We start from the raw sequence: 17,468 nt of genomic DNA, 5'->3' as shown, positions 1-17,468 counted from the left end.
TCGAGCGCGCTCTAACTTCTATGCTCCCTTCATGGAATCCTTCCTCGGCATAGACGAAGCGGCAAAACGCACAGGACTGACGGCCCACACGCTGCGTTATTACGAGCGTATCCGGCTGATTGCTCCTGTGCCCCGCGCTCCCGGCGGGCAGCGCCGGTACGCGGCCTCGGATATTGCGTGGATCGAATTCCTGTTGCGGCTGCGGACGACCAATATGCCGATCGGCAAGATGCTGGCGTTCGCAGAACTCCGCAGCGCGGGCGACTCGACGGTACCGGAGCGCCGCCGGATGCTGGAAACGCACCTGGCGGACGTGCTGGCGGAAATCGAGGCCATGCGGCAAGCGGCACAAGCCCTGGAGGCCAAGATCACGCACTACCGCACATTGGAACAGTCGCTCGCGTTGCACCCCACCATAGATGAAGGAGCAAACGATGAGCGAACGTTATCAACGCGGGTTGGAAAAATTACGGGAAATCGACGGCGCGGCCGGTGAGCGCGTGCTGGCCAGCCTGGAGGACATTGCCCCGGACTTTGGCCGTTACCTGATCGAATTCCCATTCGGCGACATTTATTCGCGGCCGGGACTGGACTTGCGCAGCCGGGAAATCGCCGTGGTGGCGGCCTTAACCGCCATGGGCAACGCGGCCCCGCAACTGAAAGTGCATATCCATGCCGCGCTCAACGTGGGTGTTACGCGCACGGAAGTCATTGAAACCATCATGCAAATGGCCGTGTACGCAGGTTTTCCGGCTGCATTGAATGGGCTGGCGGCGGCGCGGGAAGTGTTTGCGCAGGAAAACGAGGCGGCCGTCACCGACGGTCTGGCTCGGCCGCGTGAATGAAGACGGTGTAGGTATCGGCAGGTCGCGCCGCGCCTGCCAAGTCCAGCGCATGGCCGATGGCGCCCCGGTGGTACGTCCCGTGGTTGACGATATGGAACAGGATTTCCTGGCGTGTCATGCTTCCCTGCTGTCCATCGACAAACTGGAAATGCAACCGTTCGTCGAGCAAGGGAGGCTTTATCTCTTTAACGAAGCTGGCGAACCAGCGATTCGACGCGGTGATGCGCTGACCCAGCGACGTCAGGTCGGGAACCAGTTCCGTGTTGGTGGAAGCATGCGGTTCAGGTTCACCCAGGAGCCGGGCTTTGAACAACTCTTCCACCCGCACCATGTGGTTCAGCTGTTGCCGTGCAAACGCCAGCGCCCCGGCAAACGCGTGCTGATCGATGGTCGCCACCGCATCGAGCGTGCGCCGGTCGGCCCATTGTTTGTATTTGAATATGTCGATGAGCATCTTCACCGTCAGAACAACTCGTTCTTCACCGCATCCTTCGCCTTCTCCTCCGCCGGCGTCCCCCGCGAAGCCCCCTCAAGACTCTGCACCCCCATCCCTGGCGGGTTCTCGGCGTAGTAATACTCGCCATCCACCACCATCATGCCCTCCGGCACCGGCCTTTCTTCGATCGGGATGTTTTTCAGCGCTTTTTGCATGTAGCCGATCCAGATCGGCAGCGCCAGGCCGCCGCCGGTTTCTTTATTACCCAGGTTGCGCGGCTGGTCGAAGCCGATCCAGGCTACCGCCACCAGTTTCGACTGGTAACCGGCAAACCACGCGTCGATGGAATCGTTGGTGGTGCCCGTCTTGCCGGCGATGTCAGGGCGCTTCAGCACCAGCGCCTTGGTCGCGGTGCCGTATTTGACGACGTCCTTCATCATGGAATCCATCAGGAAGGCGTTGCGCTCGTCGATCACGCGGTTGTTGGGATCGCCTGCCCGGTCCGGCGATGCCTGCGACAGCACCTTGCCGTTCGCATCCGTCACCTTGGAAATCAGGTACGGCGTGACTTTATAGCCGCCGTTTGCGAACACGGCGTACGCGCCCGCTTCCTGCAGTGGCGTCACGGCGCCGGCGCCCAGCGCCAGGGTCAGGTATGGCGGGTTCTTTTCCGCGTCGAAGCCGAAGCGGGTCGTGTATTCCTGGCCGTATTTGGCGCCGATGCGGTGCAGGATGCGGATCGAAATCATGTTTTTCGATTTCGTCAGGCCCTTGCGCATCGTCATCGGACCTTCGTACTTGCCGTCGTAGTTCTTCGGTTCCCACGCCTGGCCGCCGGTCTGGCCCGCGTCGAACGAGATCGGCGCGTCATTGATGACGGTCGATGGCGACAGACCGCGCTCCAGCGATGCCGAGTAAATAAATGGCTTGAACGACGAGCCGGGCTGGCGCCATGCCTGCGTCACGTGGTTGAATTTATTCCGGTTGAAATCGAAGCCGCCCACCAGCGCCTTGATGGCGCCATCTTCGGTGGATGCCGACACGAAGGCCGATTCGACTTCCGGCATTTGCGTGATTTCCCAGTCCTTGCCTTCCTGGTGCACGCGGATCACGGCGCCCCGGCGGATGCGTTTATTCGGCGCCGCCTTGTCCGTCAGCCACGAGCGGGCCGCTTCCAGTCCTTCGCCGGTGATCGTGATTTCCTCGCCCGATGCCGTGACCGCCACCACCTTGGTCGGCGACACTTGCAGCACCATGGCCGCCACGATGTCATCGCTGTCCGGGCGGCCCGCCAGTTCCGTTTCAATCGCCTCGTCCGCTTCTTCCTTGTTGGCGGGGATGTCGATGTACGCTTCCGGCCCGCGGTAGGCATGGCGCTTTTCATAATCCATCACGCCGCGGCGCAGGGCCAGGTAAGCGGCATCCTGGTCCGCCTTGGTGATGGTGGTGAACACGTTCAGGCCGCGCGTGTACGTATCTTCCTTGAATTGCTCATACACCAGCTGGCGCGCCATTTCCGCCACATATTCCGCATGGACGCCGAATTCGCTGCTGTCGGTCTTGATGCGCAATTGCTCGGCTTTCGCGGCCGTGTACTGGGCGGGCGTGATGTAACCCAGCTCGTTCATGCGCTGCAGGATGTATTGCTGGCGCGTGCGGGCCCGTTTCGGGTTCACCACCGGGTTGTAGGCCGACGGCGCTTTCGGCAGGCCGGCCAGCATGGCCGCTTCGGCAACGCTAATGTCTTTCAGATTTTTGCCGAAATAAATCTGGGCGGCGGACGAAAAGCCGTAAGCGCGCTGGCCCAGATAGATCTGGTTCATGTAGACCTCGAGAATCTGGTCCTTGGTCAGGTTCTTTTCGATTTTCCAGGCCAGCAGCATTTCATACAGTTTGCGCTTGAACGTCTGTTCGCTGGAAAGGAAGAAGTTGCGGGCAACTTGCTGGGTGATGGTCGACGCGCCCTGGCGCGCGCCGCCTGTCGCATTGTGGACAGCCGCGCGCAGGATACCGGTGTAGTCGACGCCGCCGTGTTCATAGAAATTGCTGTCCTCGATGGCCAGCACGGCTTTTTTCATGACGTCGGGGATGTCCTTGATGCGCACGAGGTTGCGGCGCTCTTCGCCGAATTCGCCGATCAGGACGCCGTCGGCGGAAAAGATCCGCAGCGGCATTTTGGGGCGGTAATCCGTCAGGGAATCAAGTTCCGGCAAATTGGGGTAGGCCAGCGCCAGGCCGAATACCAGCAGCAGCGCGCCGGCCAGCGCCACGCCGGCAAGGGAAGCGATGATGGTAAACAGCAGGCCGCGCGAGCGGGCCGGAGTGTCATTGGCTGCAGTGGTCATGCACGTAGTCTCTCGGGTCTTGGGTCCGGGCCATTATAAGCGACGCCTGATAGCTTGCGGCGGGCTTAGCGGACAGGCAACAGGCGTGAAATATTTACTATGAGCAACTAAATAAGTGAGTTGAATTCAAGGCTACAGAGTGAGTTTCAAGTGTGGTGCCGGGTGCACAAATGAGCAATTGTGCACGGTAGAAATACCTTTACACTCTCTCGGCCTTATTGCTAGCATCTGATGTACTGTCCCGTTTTTACCCTCTTTCGCCCTCAACCGCAGGCATCAAATCGAGTCTTTTTATGCGATCAACAACGGTGTGTGACCAGTTGCAACATGGCGGGGAACCGCTATGAACCTGGACCTGAGCACGCTGTTCGGCAGGGGAAATGCGCCGCTGGTGGGCGTCGACATCAGCACTTCCAGTGTCCGCCTGGTGGAACTGGCCCAGGCTGGCAAAGAAGGATTGCGGCTGGAGCGCTATGCGTCGGAACCGTTGCCGCGCGGCGCCGTCATTGACGGCAATATTGAAAATCTCGACCAGGTGGTGGAAGCGCTGCGCCGCGTCTGGAAAAAAAGCGGCACCCGCGCCAAGCTGGTCGCTCTCGGAATGCCGCCGGCCTCCGTCATCACCAAGAAAATCACGTTGCCGGCCGGGATGTCGGAAGACCAGCTGGAAGTGCAGGTCGAATCCGAAGCCAGCCAATATATCCCGTTCGCCCTCGATGAAGTCAGCCTGGACTTCGATGTGATCGGCCCGTCGCCCGCGTCGGAAGATGACGTTGAAGTGTTGCTGGCCGCATCGCGCCGTGAAAAAGTCGAAGACCGGGTGGCCATTGCGGAAGCGTCCGGCCTGAAGGCGGCCGTCATGGATATCGAATCGTATGCGGCGCGCGCCGCGCTGGACCGGGTGCTGGCTCAGGTGCCTGGCGCCAGCGCGGGCCAGATCGTCGCGCTGTTCCAGATCGGCGCGCAAGTCACGCATATTTCCGTGCTGCTCGATGGCGTGGCGATTTATGAGCGGGAACAGCCGTTTGGCGGCAATACGCTGACGCAGGATATCGTGCGCGCCTTCGGCCTGTCGTATGACGAAGCGGAAGCGAAAAAGAAATCCGGCGACTTGCCGGAAAACTATGCGGCCGACGTGCTGGAACCGTTCCTGGAAAGCGCGGCCATGGAAGTCACGCGCGCCATCCAATTCTTTTACACGTCCACGCCATACACCAGGGTGGACCAGTTGTACCTGGCCGGCGGCTGTGCGTTGATCCCGGGATTGCTCGATATCGTGGCCAGCCGCACCAAGATCAATTCGGCAGTGATTTCACCGTTCAAGGGCATGGCGCTGGGCGCCGGCGTGCGTGAACAGGCGTTGCGCAGCGAAGCGCCCGCTTACCTGGTTGCCTGTGGGCTGGCGTTGCGGAGGTTCGGCTGATGATCCGGATAAACCTGCTCCCGCACCGCGAGGAAAAGCGCAAACAGAAAAAAGCCGCGTTTTACGCGCTGATGGTATTGGGCGTCGTGATTGGCGCCGCGATCGTGCTGGTGGTGGGCGGCTACAACGCGCGCGCCATCGCCATCCAGGAGCAGCGCAACCTGGCCATCAAGAACGCCATCGTGGTGCTGGATAAAAAGATCGCGGAAATCGCCACGTTGAAGCAAGAGATCGAAGCGCTGAAAGCGCGCCAGCAAGCGGTGGAAGACTTGCAGGGCGACCGCAACCAGCCGGTCTACCTGCTCGATGAACTGGTCAAGCAAACGCCGGCCGGCGTCTACCTGAAGAGCTTCAAGCAGGATGGGCAGCGCGTCGTCATCCAGGGCTATGCGCAATCGCAGGAGCGCGTGTCGGAATTGCTGCGCAATGTGTCCAGCGTGTCGCCGTGGCTGGAAAAACCGGACCTGGTGGAAGTGAAGGCGACCGGCATGGGGCAGGGCAAGACCGCGAAGAAAGTCGTGGAATTCAACATGATCGTCGGCATCAAGCGTCCGCGCGATAAAGACCAGCTGGAAGACGGCAAGCCGGGCAAACCCGGTGATCAAAAGCCGGCAGCCGCCGCCACGGCGAATGCGGCCAATGCGTCAGCGAAGCCCTGAGCAGAGAACACTATGGCCATCGACGTCAAACAACTAAGCGAATCGCTGCAAGCCCAGTTCCAGGGCTTGAACGGCCGCCATCCGGGCATGTGGCCGATTGCGCCCCGCATCCTGTGCGCCGTGGGTGTGGCGCTGGGCGTGGTGGTGGCCGGCTATTTCGGCTACTGGAGCGGCCAGTTCGACGAACAGGAAGCGGGCGCCGCACAGGAAGCCAAGCTGAAGGCTGAATATACGGAAAAATCGCAGCAAGCCGTCAACCTCGAAGCGCTGCGGGCGCAAAAAGTGCAGGTCGACCAGTACGTGGAGCGCCTGCAAAAGCAATTGCCGAGCAAGGCGGAAATGGCGGCGCTGCTGTCGGACATCAACCAGGCGGGTCTTGGCCGGGGCCTGCAGTTCGAGCTGTTCAAGCCGGGCCAGGTGGTGGTCAAGGATTATTACGCGGAACTGCCCATCAATATCAAGGTAACGGGCAACTACCATGACATCGGCGCGTTCGCCAGCGACATGGCGAATCTGCCCCGCATCGTCACCCTGAACAATATGCAACTGTCGGCGCCCCAGCAGGGCGGCAATATCCTGACCCTGGACGCGGTGGCGAAGACCTTCCGCTATCTGGATCCGGAAGAAGTGGCGGCGCAGCGCAAGGCGGCAGCCGAGAAGAAGAAGGCGGCGAAAAAATGAAGCGCTTCTCTTTCAAGACAGTGACGATGGCAGCGATGGCGGCAATGGCGCTGGCCGGTTGCGGCGACAGCGACGTCCAGGAAGTCAAGGAGTGGATGAAGCAGACGGACAGCCAGGCCAAGGTGGCCGTCAAACCCATCGCCGAACCCAAGACCTTTATCCCGTTTGCCTACAGCGCGGCGGCGGAGGTCGATCCGTTCAACCAGAACAAATTGCTGGCCGAGTTGGCGCGCCAGGCCAATGCGGGCGGCGGCGTGCGCCCCGATACCACGCGCCGCAAGGAATTCCTTGAAGGCTTCCCGCTCGACGCCATGAAAATGGTCGGCACCCTGGAAAAATCCAAAACTATGTTTGCCTTACTGCAAATCGATAAATCCGTATACCAGGTGCGTCCCGGCCAGCATCTCGGGCAAAACTTCGGCCTGATCACGGCCGTGTCGGAAGATGCCATCACCGTCAAGGAAATCGTGCAGGATGCCACTGGCGACTGGATCGAGCGCATGTCCAAGTTGGAGTTGCAGGAAAGTAAGGAGAGCAACAAATGAGCCCCCTCATGACTTCCGCCTCGCCATACCAGGCCCGGCCAGCCTGGCGCGCCGTGCTGGCCATGGCAGCGCTGCTGCTTCCGCCGCTGATGATGCAGCCGGCGCTGGCCCAGGCGCCTTCCGCCCCCTCAGCCAACTCGGCGCAGCCCGCGGCGATGGCAGCCAATGCGATCGAGTCGGTCACGGCCAACCAGCAGGGCGCCAACGTGATCGTCAAGATCGCCATGAAAAACGCGCCGGAAAAGCTGCCGATCGGCTTCACGATCACCAACCCCGCGCGCATTGCGCTGGACTTCGGCGCCACCGTGAATTTGACGGGCAAGAATACGTATGAATTCAATCAGGGGGATTTGCGCAGCGTGAACCTGGTGCAGGCAGGCGAACGGGCCCGCCTGGTGTTCAACCTGAAACGCAATTTGAATTACGCCGCCACCATCGACGGCAACGCCATCATCGTGACGATCGACGGCTCCGGCGGTTTGGCGACAGCGGTCGACTCCACCGGCTTGCCGGTGGGGCAGGGAGCAAATTCGGCCAAGTCCGCCGATAAAGCGCAAAAACAGTTGTTGCGGGACCTGGACTTCCGCCGCGGCGCCAATGGGGAAGGCCGCATCGTCGTGGATTTGCCGAACAGCCAGGTGGCGGTCGACGTGCGTCCGAATGCGAATGGGCTGGTGGTGGAATTCCTGAAAACCGGCTTGCCCGAAACCCTGCGCCGCCGTATCGACGTCACGGACTTCGGCACGCCGGTAACGCAAGTGACGACCGTGCCGCAGGGCGACAATGTGCGCATGACGGTCGACGCCAGGGGCTTGTGGGAACAGAGCGTCTACCAGAGCGATACGCAACTGGTGATCGATGTGCGGCCACTGAAGGAAGACCCGAACAAGCTGACGCAGGGCACGCAGGGCTACCGGGGTGAAAAGCTGTCGTTCAATTTCCAGAACGTGGAAGTGCGCGCGGCGCTGCAGGCGATTGCCGATATCTCGGGCCTGAACATCATCACCAGCGACAGCGTATCGGGCAACCTGACGCTGCGCCTGCGCGAAGTGCCGTGGGACCAGGCGCTGGACGTGGTGTTGCAGGCCAAGGGCCTGGACATGCGCAAGAATGGCTCCGTGCTGTGGATTGCGCCCAAGGAGGAATTGCTGACCAAGGAAAAGCTGGAACTGGAACAGCGCGCGCAGATTGCCGACCTGGAGCCGCTGAAGTCTGAAATCTTCCAGCTCAATTACCAGAAGGCGGAATCGTTCAAGACCGTGTTCGGCCTGGAGGGGGGCGGTGACAGCAAGAACCGCATCCTGTCCAAGCGCGGCAGCGCCATCATCGAACCGCGCACCAACCAGCTGTTCGTCACGGATATCGCGTCCAAGCTGGACGATATCCGCAAGCTGATCGCCAAGACGGACGTCGCCACCAAGCAGGTGCTGATCGAAGCGCGCATCGTGGAAGCATCCGATTCGTTCACCCGCAACCTGGGCGCGCGGCTCGGCTTCGCGGATTTGCGTACCTTGCGGGGCGGCGATACGGGTTACCAGATCGGCAATTCCAACAGCCGAATCGCCATCGGCGGCAACCTGACGGGCATTGGCCAGGTCACGGGCCAGACGCCGGATAAGGGCGACGGCTATACCAATTCGCAATTCCTGAACTTGCCGGCCGCGCCCATCAACGGGCTGGCGGCGGCCAACCTGGCGGTCAGCCTGTTTTCGTCGGCGGCCAACCGCTTCCTGAACCTGGAACTGTCCGCGCTGGAAGCCGATGGCAATGGCAAGATCATTTCCAGCCCCCGTGTCGTCACGGCGGACAAGGCGATCGCCACCATCGAGCAGGGCCTGGAACTGCCTTACCAGGTGGCGACCAGCAGCGGCGCCACGTCGATCATATTCCGCAAGGCGAACCTGCGGCTCGAAGTGACGCCGCAAATCACGCCCGATGGCAATGTCGTCATCGACGTGGACGTCAACAAGGATAGCGTGGGCCAGGAAACCCGCGCCGGTTTTGCCATCGACACCAAGCACGTGAAAACCCAGGTGATGGTGGAAAATGGCGGCACCGTGGTGCTGGGCGGTATCTATCAGCAGATCGAGCGCACCACCGTCTCCAAAGTGCCGGTACTGGGCGACGTGCCCGTGCTGGGCATGCTGTTCAAGAACACTGGCCGCACCAATGAAAAAACCGAGCTGCTGGTGTTTATTACGCCGAAGATTGTCGCGGAACGTCTTTCAGCACGATAATGCAGGCAAGAGAGGAACTCTATGTATAAAACGACAACTGGTTTGATGAGCACACTCAGGGAATGGCTGGCGCTGCTGTGCTGCGCCACGCTGCTGGCCGCCTGCGGCGGCGGCGGCGGCAACCCTGGCGCCACCACGGGCACCAACAACAATGGCACGACCACGGGTCCCAAGGTCACCAGCGTGGTGCTGGTTTCCAGCGCGGACACCATCGCGTCGTCCGGCGCGGACGGCACGGAAGTGACGCTTTCGGCGCTGGTCAAGGATGCCAATAACCTGGTGATGGAAAACCAGACTGTCGATTTCAAGGCGGATTCCGGCAACATCGTGGTGGTGAGCAAAACCACCGACGCCACCGGCACCGCCACCGCGCGGCTCAACGTGAAGGGCGATACGTCGCTGCGCACGATCACCGTCACGGCCACGGTGGGAACGGTATCGGCCACCAAGAAAATCCAGGTGGTAGGTATCGTACCGCCAACCGTGCCGACCGCCACCATGACGCTGGTGAACAGCGCTGGTGCGGCCAGCAATTCGCTGTCGTCGGCCACGCCGCTGACGGCCCGCACCACGGTGCGCGATAAAGACAACAAGCCGGTGGCCAATGCGCTGGTGTCGTTTACGGCGGACGACAAGCTGGTGGCGTTCTCGCCCTCGGCCGGTACCGCGCTGACCGACGCCAACGGCGTGGCCGAGGTCACCATGCGTCCGGCCAGCCTGTCCGCTTCGGGCGCCGGCACCGTCAGCGCCGCCGTGGTGGTGGCCGGTACGTCGCTGGACGCGACCGCCAACTTCAGCGTGGGCGCCACCGCCATCGTGCTGGGTCCGCTGAGCCTGTCTCCAGCCAGCATCCCGGCGTATGGCTCGTCCGTCATCACGGTCGACGTGCTGGCCGGCAGCGCCAAGTACACGGAACAGCAATTGAATATCGCATTTGCGTCGAATTGCGTCACGGCCGGCAAGGCAACGCTGGCGGCCACGGCGCCGACGTCGAACGGCACCGCGCAAGTGGTGTACCGCGACCAGGGTTGCGGCAATACCGACCAGATCACGGCGTCCGCGTCCGGTATCACGAAAGCCAGCACGGCCAACCTGGTCATCGCCGCACCGAAAGCCGCGTCGATCCAGTTCTCCGCCGCTTCGCCGACGGACCGTTCGATCGTCATCAAGGGCCAGGGCGGTATCGGCCGCACGGAAACCGCGACCCTGACCTTCAAGGTGTTCGATACCTTCGGCAAACCGCTGGCCGGCCAGAACGTCAAGTTCAGCACGACGTCGACCAGCGTGACCATCAACAAGCTCAGCGACAGCACGGATGCCAACGGCGACGTCATCACCACCGTCAATTCCGGTTCGGTGCCAACCTCGTTCCGCATCACGGCGACCTTGGACAATGGCGCGTCCACCACGTCCGATTCCATCGTGGTGACCACCGGCCTGCCGGTCCAGCGCGCCTTCTCGCTGTCGGTCGTCAGCCCGAACGTCGAAGGCTGGGGCTATGACAGCGGTCCCGTCACGCCGGCCACCAACGTGAATATCCTGGTAGCGGACCAGGCGGGCAATCCCGTGCCGGATGGCTTGCCGGTGGTATTCCAGACCAACCTCGGTTCGATCGGCACGTCCAGCAAGGGCGCCTGCAACACGGTCAATGGCGGTTGCTCGGTCGATTTCCGTACGCAGGCGCCACGTGTGGCATCCCCGAACGTACCGTCGACGCCATGCAATACCGGTTCCGCCGGCGCCGTTTCCAACGATTCCGTCCGCACCGGCCTGGCCACCATTTGCGCCAGCACGACGGACGGCACCAATACGCTGTTTGCCAAGGCGGCTATATTCCTGTCCGGCAGCTTTGCCACCAATGTGTACTGGTTTGACGCGCCGACCGCGCCACTCCGCCTCACGGGGGCGCCGACCGACCTCGGCTCGGTGGCTTCCACGGAATCCAAAGTGATCACGCTGGAAATCAACGATGAAAACAATAATCCGATGCCGTCCGGCACCAAGGTGGAAATCACCAGTGTCGTCAATGCCGTGGGTATCGGCGTGTCGCCGTCGACCGTGCAGAATGTGTTCCCGCACACGGCGACCGGCGATGTGCTGACCGGTACCGGCATAGACAATAGTTCTATACGGCAAGGTTCGTATCACCAGATTTCGATCGGCAGCGCCCAGGCCAAACCATGTCTGACCCCGCTTGCAGGCACATTCAATGTGACGGTAACCACGCCTAAAGGGAATGTGACTTCGTATCCGTTTAAACTAGCGTTTACATGTCCATAAACACGTCCATAAGACGGAATACGTAAACGCTACGCGCGCGCCGGCCATGTGCCGGCGTTCGTGTTTTCAGAAAAGTTGGTTCAAGTGGCTGAAACTTATCGAAGTAACATTTTTCTCGTGGGGCTGATGGGGGCAGGAAAGACCACCATCGGGCGCCTGCTGGCACGCAAGCTGGGCATGCAGTTCATTGATTCCGACCATGAAATCGAAGCCCGCACGGGCGCGTCGATCCCGTGGATTTTTGAAATCGAAGGCGAACAAAGCTTCCGCCGGCGCGAAGCGGAAGTGATCCGGGAATTGTCGGCGCAATCGGGCATCGTGCTGGCGACGGGCGGCGGCGCCATCCTCAATCCGCAATCGCGCCAGTACCTGCGCGAGCGGGGCACGGTGATTTACTTGCGCGCGAGCATCAACAGCATCTTGCAGCGCACGGCCCACGACAAGAACCGGCCCCTGCTGCAAACCGCCGATCCCCGCAAAAAGCTGGAAGAATTGATGGCGCAGCGCGAGCCGCTATATGAGGAATTGGCGCACCTGGTCGTCGATACCGGCCGACCTAACGTACAATCGATGGTTCACATGATTTTGAACCAGCTGGATGCCCGTGCCTGCGATGCGGCGCCCAACTGCCTCACGGAAGCACAACCTTCGATGACTGACCAAACCACCATCCTCCTGAACGTCGACCTGGGCGAGCGCAGCTATCCCATTTCCATTGGCCCATCGCTGCTGGACGATGGCGCGCTGCTGGCGCGCCACACCGCTGGCAGCAAAGTCGCCATCGTCACCAATACCACGGTGGCCCCGCTGTACCTGGACAAGGTGAAAAGCGCGCTGCAAGCCAATGGCAAACAAGTGCTGGACATTATCCTGCCGGACGGCGAAGAACATAAAAACTGGTCGAGCCTGATGCAGGTGTTCGACAGCCTGCTGGCCAACAAGGCCGACCGCAAGTGCACGCTGATCGCACTGGGCGGCGGCGTGATCGGCGATCTGACCGGTTATGCGGCCGCCAGCTACATGCGCGGCGTCGATTTCATCCAGGTGCCGACCACGTTGCTGTCGCAAGTCGATTCGTCGGTGGGCGGCAAGACCGGCATCAACCACCCGCTGGGCAAGAACATGATCGGCGCGTTTTACCAGCCGCGCGTGGTGATTGCCGATACGTCGACCCTGGAAACGCTGCCGGACCGCGAACTGTCGGCCGGCCTGGCGGAAGTCATCAAGCATGGCGCCATCATCGACGCGGAATTCTTTGACTGGATCGAAGCAAATATTGAAAAGCTGGTGGCGCGCGACAAGGCGTCGCTGGCCTATGCGATTGCCCGTTCGTGCGAAATCAAGGCCGATGTGGTGCGCCAGGATGAACGCGAAGGCGGCCTGCGCGCGATCCTGAATTTCGGCCACACGTTCGGCCACGCGATCGAAGCGGGCCTCGGTTATGGCGCCTGGCTGCACGGCGAAGCGGTCGGCTGCGGCATGGTAATGGCGGCGGACTTGTCGCACCGCATGGGCTTGATCGATGCGGACACCGTGGAGCGCGTGCGCAAGCTGGTGAAAGCGGCCGGTTTGCCGACCGTGGCGCCGGACCTGGGTGCGCAGCGCTGGCTGGGACTGATGGAAGTCGACAAGAAAAACGAAGGCGGCGCCATCAAGTTCATTTTGTTGAAACCATTGGGCAAACCATCGATCACCAATGCGCCGCAGGATCTGCTGCTGGCGACATTGGCTGCCTGCACGAAGGAATAACAAGGAGTTCAGCATGAGTTACGAAACCCACCTCGCCCCTTATGCCGTACAGTCGGACAAGGATGCGGGGCGGCGTTTCGATGAAACTCCGCACGCGTCGCGCAGCCAGTTCCAGCGCGACCGCGACCGCATCATCCACTCCACGGCGTTCCGCCGCCTCGAATACAAGACCCAGGTTTTCCTCAACCACGAGGGCGACCTGTTCCGCACCCGCCTGACGCACAGCCTGGAAGTGGCGCAAATCGGCCGCTCGCTGGCGCGCAACCTGCGCCTCAATGAAGACCTGGTGGAAGCCGTGGCGCTGGCGCACGACCTGGGCCACACGCCGTTCGGCCACGTGGGCCAGGATGTGCTGAACGAGTGCATGCACGACCACGGCGGCTTCGAGCACAACCTGCAAAGCTTGCGCGTGGTGGACGAGCTGGAAGAAATGTATGGCGCCTTCGATGGCCTGAACCTGATGTTCGCCACCCGCGAAGGGATCTTGAAGCATTGTTCGCTGAACAATGCGAAGCTGCTGGGTCCCGTTGCGCAGCGGTTCATCGACCGCACGCAACCTTCGCTGGAAGCGCAGCTGACCAACCTGGCCGATGAAATCGCCTACAACAGCCACGATATCGACGATGGCTTGCGTTCCGGCCTGATCACGATCGAACAACTGGAGCAGGTGGATTTCTTTGCCCGCATCTGGCACGACGTGCAGCGCAGTTATCCGGGGCTGGCGGGACGGCGCGCGATTTACGAAACGCTGCGCCGCGTGATCACGGCGCTGGCCGACGATTTGTTGGTGACGTCGCGTGAATTGCTGGCCGAGGCGGCGCCGAAAAGCATCGAAGACGTGCGCGCCGCGCCGCCGCTGATCCGCTTTTCACCGCAAATGCGCAAGGATGCGACGGAGCTGAAGCGCTTCCTGCGCGCGAACCTGTACACGCACTACAAGGTCAACCGCATGCGGGTCAAAGCCAGCCGCATCATCCGCGAATTGTATGAAGCGTTCGTGCACGATCCCGTGCTGCTGCCGCCGGATTACCTGGACACGTCCGGCGACGTGCACCGCCAGGCGCGCAAGATTGCCGATTACATTGCAGGCATGACGGACCGGTACGCATTCAAGGAATACCGGCGGCTGTTTGCGATGGATGAGCTGTAATTACAGCAACCGCCCCTGGCTGTCGCCGGCATCGCCCAGCACGTCCAGCAGCAATTTCTTGACAGGCGCCGGCAGCGCCGCATCTCCCACCCTGGCCGCATCGAGCCACTGATACCGTCCCTCGCCGGCAAATGCAGCCCGTTGCCGCAACGTCACCAGCAACGGCGCAATGTGCAGCTTGTAATGCGTGAACACGTGCGTGACGTTGAGCAGCCGCTCGTGCGTATCGATCACGCCAAACGGCTGCACGGCAGCCAGCAGCAACGTATCGTCGACCGGCGGAATGTCGTCGTCTTCGGCCGGCGTATGGCCATCGAGTTCGGGCAGCGACAGCAGGCCGCCCCAGATGCCGGTGGGCGGGCGCTGTTCCAGCAGCACCTGGCCCCCGTGCACGATGGCCAGCATCACCGCATGCTTTTCCGGCGACGCTTTTTTCGGCTTGCGCACGGGCAGGTCCTTGACGCGGTCCGTCGCATGCGCGACGCAGCGCGGCTGCATCGGGCAGCGGCCGCAATCGGGGCTGGAGCGCGTGCACAGGGTGGCGCCCATGTCCATCAAGCCCTGCGTATAGGATTCGATCCCCGCTTCCGGCAACAGCGCTTCCGCGCGCCGCCACATGGCGGCTTCCGTTTTTTTCTCGCCGGGGAAGGTATCGATGCCGAACACGCGGGCAAACACGCGCTTGACGTTGCCATCCATGATGGCCGCGCGCGTGCCCGATGAAAACGCGGCAATCGCGGCCGCCGTCGAGCGGCCGATGCCGGGCAATTCCGCCAGCAGCACCGGGTCGGACGGGAACACGCCGCCGTATTGCGCGACCACCTGTTGCGCGCACTTGTGCAGGTTGCGGGCCCGCGTGTAGTAACCCAGGCCGCTCCATTGCGCCATCACGTCTTCCACCGGGGCTTCGGCCAGCGATTGCAGGGTAGGGAAGCGCTCCAGGAAACGGGCGTAATAACCCAGCACGGCGGACACTTGCGTTTGCTGCAACATGATTTCCGACAGCCAGACCAGATACGCGTTGCGCGTGTTTTGCCATGGCAGCGTGTGCCGGCCATGTTGTTGTTGCCATGCGATCAGGGTGGCGGAAAAGGTGGGGTCGGAATAATCCGTGTCGCCGGAACCGGCAGGGGCCAGCGGATGGGTCAGTCGTTTCATGCCCGCTATTTTACGCTGTTACGCCGCCGCCTCCATCTCCACGAATTCCGCGTTGATGGCAATGCTGATAGAACCTGAAAGTTCGGTCAGCCGCGCCTTTTGCTGTTCCAGTTCCGCCTGCGACTGTTCAAAGGCTTCAATCTTCTGTTCCAGGTCGTCGGTGGCGTCATGGATGCGCTGGATCGAGGCCTGGCGGTGTTTCAACTGTTCCTTGTGCTGGCGGATTTGCGCTTCCAGCGGCGCCATGATGACTTTCAGCCATGCTTCCGCATCCGCATTGGCGGCCTTGAAGCAGCGCTTGACGCTGGACGCGATGGAATCGAAGAAACGCTCGATCAGCACCACGCGGCTGGTGGTCAGCAAGGTCATGGTGCCGAACTGCTTGTCGTAGATATCTTCGATGTCGGCGATTTCATCGCGGTATTTATCCAGCGTGAAGGCCATCGGCGGCGCCAGCGACAAGCCGTGTTCGGCCGAGAATTTGCGGTACATGACGTCCATCATGTCGCGGATTTCATCGATCTTGTGTTCCGACGCGTGCAAGTCCTGGCGGATGCCGGCAAAGAAGGCTTTCACGGCTTCGCGCATGCCCAGGGTGAAGCGGGTGCTGGCCATGGCGTTGCGCACCACGTGCACGTGGTCGCGCAGGATATCCATGCCCATGTTCGTGTACAGTTCCGTCGACAACCGCGTAAACACGGCGCGCGTGGCTTGCAGCTTGAACAGGCTGCTGTCGAACTCCTTCTTTTCCGCTTCCACCCGCTTGACCATGTGCGCAATGACGCTCTGGTTCTTGCCCCGCAAGCTTTTCAATTCATGCAATTGTTCGACGATGCCCCGCATGCGCGCACCGATCAGCGCCTGCTGCGCCTGAGACAGCGTGTGCAAGTCTTGCGCCAGCTGTTTGCGGACGATGTCTTTCTTGGCCGGGATCAGCTCGTCGAACAGCGCCCGCTCCAGTTCGCCCAGGCGGCTTTTTTCCAGCAATTTCGCATCGTTGGTGATCTTGGCCACCAGCGCTTTTTGCGCGGAGACGGGAAACACTTGCCGCGGTTCCAGCGACAGCATATGCGCCGCATGTTCTTGCTGGCGGCTGATGGCGCCATTGACTTCGTCGTCGCTGCGCAATTCATCCCACATGCTGTCGATCTTGTTCAGCACCACCAGGCGGCCGGCGCCGCCGCCGATATGCTGGCGCCACACTTCGATGTCGCTCTTGGTGACGCCCGTGTCGGCAGCCAGGATGAACAGCACGGCGTGCGCGTGCGGGATCAGGTTCAGCGTCAGTTCCGGTTCCGTGCCGATGGCGTTCAGGCCCGGCGTATCGAGGATGACCAGGCCCTGCTTCAGCAACGGATGAGGGAAGTTGATGATGGCATGGCGCCACAGCGAAATTTCCACCAGGCCGTCGTCGTCCAGCGTGGCGGCCATGTCGGGATCGTTTTCGTCATACAAGCCGTAGCGCTTTGCTTCCTCCACGCTGACGTGGCGCGTCAGGCATACCTGGCGGAACACGTCGTGCATGGATTCCGGCGTGTCCAGGTCCAGCGGCAGCATGGTCCAGGCCGACGCCTGGTCGCGGTAATCGCTGGTCGACAGGTTGTCGGCCCGCGTTTCGATCGGCAGCAGGCGGATGCACGGCGGCCATGCCGGGTCGTGCAGCAATTCGGTGGGGCACATCGTCGTGCGGCCCGCGGCGGAAGGGAGGATGCGCTGGCCGTAGTCGGCAAAGAAGATGGCGTTGATCAGTTCGGATTTACCGCGCGAGAATTCCGCCACGAAGGCCACCGACAGCTTGTCGTCGGACAGCCGCGCCAAAGTGCGGGCAAGGCGCTGCTCGGTGGCGGCATCGGCCAGTTCGGCGCTGGCAATCCAGGCCTGGTATTGCTTCAGGGCGGAAATCACGCCGTGGCGCCATGCGCTGTATTGTTCCAGGTCCCTCACAACCATATCAACCTTT

General features: G+C 61.6%; 14 protein-coding genes. 10 read left to right on the top strand and 4 right to left on the bottom strand.

Going from position 1 to position 17,468, the window contains the following annotated elements; translation table 11 throughout:
- Window positions 1-31 precede the first annotated feature (31 nt).
- Together GJ700_RS25440 and GJ700_RS25435 are read left to right on the top strand one after the other, a co-directional pair.
- Window positions 32-496, top strand: a complete 465-nt coding sequence (locus GJ700_RS25440) for a MerR family transcriptional regulator (protein ID WP_154379259.1) — start codon at window positions 32-34, stop codon at window positions 494-496.
- Window positions 435-845: a carboxymuconolactone decarboxylase family protein gene (locus GJ700_RS25435; RefSeq protein WP_371868121.1), complete on the top strand. Its 411-nt coding sequence runs from the start codon at window positions 435-437 to the stop codon at window positions 843-845. Before GJ700_RS25440 ends, GJ700_RS25435 begins: the two co-directional genes overlap by 62 nt.
- Here the strand turns inward: GJ700_RS25435 and GJ700_RS25430 are convergent.
- Together GJ700_RS25430 and GJ700_RS25425 are read right to left on the bottom strand one after the other, a co-directional pair.
- Window positions 814-1,299, bottom strand: coding sequence for a DinB family protein (locus GJ700_RS25430; RefSeq protein ID WP_154379255.1), 486 nt, complete (start codon window positions 1,297-1,299; stop codon window positions 814-816). The genes GJ700_RS25435 and GJ700_RS25430 overlap by 32 nt on opposite strands.
- A gap of 8 nt (window positions 1,300-1,307) precedes the next feature.
- Window positions 1,308-3,626: a penicillin-binding protein 1A gene (locus GJ700_RS25425; RefSeq protein ID WP_154379253.1), complete on the bottom strand. Its 2,319-nt coding sequence runs from the start codon at window positions 3,624-3,626 to the stop codon at window positions 1,308-1,310.
- Window positions 3,627-3,969: 343 nt separating this feature from the next.
- Between GJ700_RS25425 and GJ700_RS25420 the strand changes: the two genes are divergently transcribed.
- From GJ700_RS25420 to GJ700_RS25385, 8 genes are all read left to right on the top strand, one after another.
- The gene (locus GJ700_RS25420; protein WP_154379251.1) at window positions 3,970-5,049 is read left to right on the top strand and encodes a pilus assembly protein PilM; all 1,080 of its coding nucleotides are present in this window, start codon (window positions 3,970-3,972) and stop codon (window positions 5,047-5,049) included.
- On the top strand, window positions 5,049-5,708 hold the full coding sequence (locus GJ700_RS25415) for a PilN domain-containing protein (protein WP_154379249.1): 660 nt from the start codon (window positions 5,049-5,051) through the stop codon (window positions 5,706-5,708). Before GJ700_RS25420 ends, GJ700_RS25415 begins: the two co-directional genes overlap by 1 nt.
- Before the next feature lie 12 nt (window positions 5,709-5,720).
- Window positions 5,721-6,389 (top strand): type IV pilus inner membrane component PilO, encoded by a 669-nt coding sequence (locus GJ700_RS25410; protein WP_154379248.1) that lies wholly within the window; start codon window positions 5,721-5,723, stop codon window positions 6,387-6,389.
- Window positions 6,386-6,934 (top strand): pilus assembly protein PilP, encoded by a 549-nt coding sequence (locus GJ700_RS25405; RefSeq protein WP_229507244.1) that lies wholly within the window; start codon window positions 6,386-6,388, stop codon window positions 6,932-6,934. The genes GJ700_RS25410 and GJ700_RS25405 overlap by 4 nt, the downstream gene beginning before the upstream one ends.
- Window positions 6,935-7,026: 92 nt before the next feature.
- Window positions 7,027-9,171, top strand: coding sequence for a type IV pilus secretin PilQ (locus GJ700_RS25400; RefSeq protein ID WP_195764019.1), 2,145 nt, complete (start codon window positions 7,027-7,029; stop codon window positions 9,169-9,171).
- A 45-nt stretch (window positions 9,172-9,216) separates the two neighbouring features.
- Window positions 9,217-11,451, top strand: a complete 2,235-nt coding sequence (locus tag GJ700_RS25395) for an Ig-like domain-containing protein (RefSeq protein ID WP_195764014.1) — start codon at window positions 9,217-9,219, stop codon at window positions 11,449-11,451.
- A 126-nt stretch (window positions 11,452-11,577) separates the two neighbouring features.
- Window positions 11,578-13,200 (top strand): bifunctional shikimate kinase/3-dehydroquinate synthase AroKB, encoded by a 1,623-nt coding sequence (aroKB, locus tag GJ700_RS25390; protein WP_154379244.1) that lies wholly within the window; start codon window positions 11,578-11,580, stop codon window positions 13,198-13,200.
- Window positions 13,201-13,213: 13 nt separating this feature from the next.
- Window positions 13,214-14,350: a deoxyguanosinetriphosphate triphosphohydrolase gene (locus GJ700_RS25385; protein WP_154379242.1), complete on the top strand. Its 1,137-nt coding sequence runs from the start codon at window positions 13,214-13,216 to the stop codon at window positions 14,348-14,350.
- Here the strand turns inward: GJ700_RS25385 and mutY are convergent, their stop codons facing one another.
- Window positions 14,351-15,508 (bottom strand): A/G-specific adenine glycosylase, encoded by a 1,158-nt coding sequence (mutY, locus tag GJ700_RS25380; RefSeq protein WP_154379240.1) that lies wholly within the window; start codon window positions 15,506-15,508, stop codon window positions 14,351-14,353.
- 18 nt (window positions 15,509-15,526) lie between these two features.
- Entirely contained in the window at window positions 15,527-17,458 is a 1,932-nt protein-coding gene (locus GJ700_RS25375; RefSeq protein ID WP_154379238.1) for a dynamin family protein, read from the bottom strand.
- Between the last annotated feature and the right edge of the window lie 10 nt (window positions 17,459-17,468).

Source organism: Pseudoduganella rivuli (assembly GCF_009674485.1).
In the GTDB taxonomy this organism is placed as follows: domain Bacteria; phylum Pseudomonadota; class Gammaproteobacteria; order Burkholderiales; family Burkholderiaceae_D; genus Rugamonas; species Rugamonas rivuli_B.
Note: the sequence above shows the minus strand (reverse complement) of the source record. Positions and strands in the feature narration are given on the sequence as shown.

Bases quoted from the DNA above. Each gene is read 5' to 3' on its own strand.
- GJ700_RS25435 (WP_371868121.1), top strand. From the start codon at position 435: ATGAGCGAACGTTATCAACGCGGGTTGGAAAAATTACGGGAAATCGAC.
- GJ700_RS25425 (WP_154379253.1), bottom strand. From the start codon at position 3,626: ATGACCACTGCAGCCAATGACACTCCGGCCCGCTCGCGCGGCCTGCTG.
- GJ700_RS25385 (WP_154379242.1), top strand. From the start codon at position 13,214: ATGAGTTACGAAACCCACCTCGCCCCTTATGCCGTACAGTCGGACAAG.
- GJ700_RS25430 (WP_154379255.1), bottom strand. From the start codon at position 1,299: ATGCTCATCGACATATTCAAATACAAACAATGGGCCGACCGGCGCACG.
- mutY (WP_154379240.1), bottom strand. From the start codon at position 15,508: ATGAAACGACTGACCCATCCGCTGGCCCCTGCCGGTTCCGGCGACACG.
- GJ700_RS25395 (WP_195764014.1), top strand. From the start codon at position 9,217: ATGAGCACACTCAGGGAATGGCTGGCGCTGCTGTGCTGCGCCACGCTG.
- GJ700_RS25415 (WP_154379249.1), top strand. From the start codon at position 5,049: ATGATCCGGATAAACCTGCTCCCGCACCGCGAGGAAAAGCGCAAACAG.
- aroKB (WP_154379244.1), top strand. From the start codon at position 11,578: ATGGGGGCAGGAAAGACCACCATCGGGCGCCTGCTGGCACGCAAGCTG.
- GJ700_RS25375 (WP_154379238.1), bottom strand. From the start codon at position 17,458: ATGGTTGTGAGGGACCTGGAACAATACAGCGCATGGCGCCACGGCGTG.
- GJ700_RS25420 (WP_154379251.1), top strand. From the start codon at position 3,970: ATGAACCTGGACCTGAGCACGCTGTTCGGCAGGGGAAATGCGCCGCTG.
- GJ700_RS25440 (WP_154379259.1), top strand. From the start codon at position 32: ATGGAATCCTTCCTCGGCATAGACGAAGCGGCAAAACGCACAGGACTG.
- GJ700_RS25400 (WP_195764019.1), top strand. From the start codon at position 7,027: ATGCAGCCGGCGCTGGCCCAGGCGCCTTCCGCCCCCTCAGCCAACTCG.
- GJ700_RS25405 (WP_229507244.1), top strand. From the start codon at position 6,386: ATGAAGCGCTTCTCTTTCAAGACAGTGACGATGGCAGCGATGGCGGCA.
- GJ700_RS25410 (WP_154379248.1), top strand. From the start codon at position 5,721: ATGGCCATCGACGTCAAACAACTAAGCGAATCGCTGCAAGCCCAGTTC.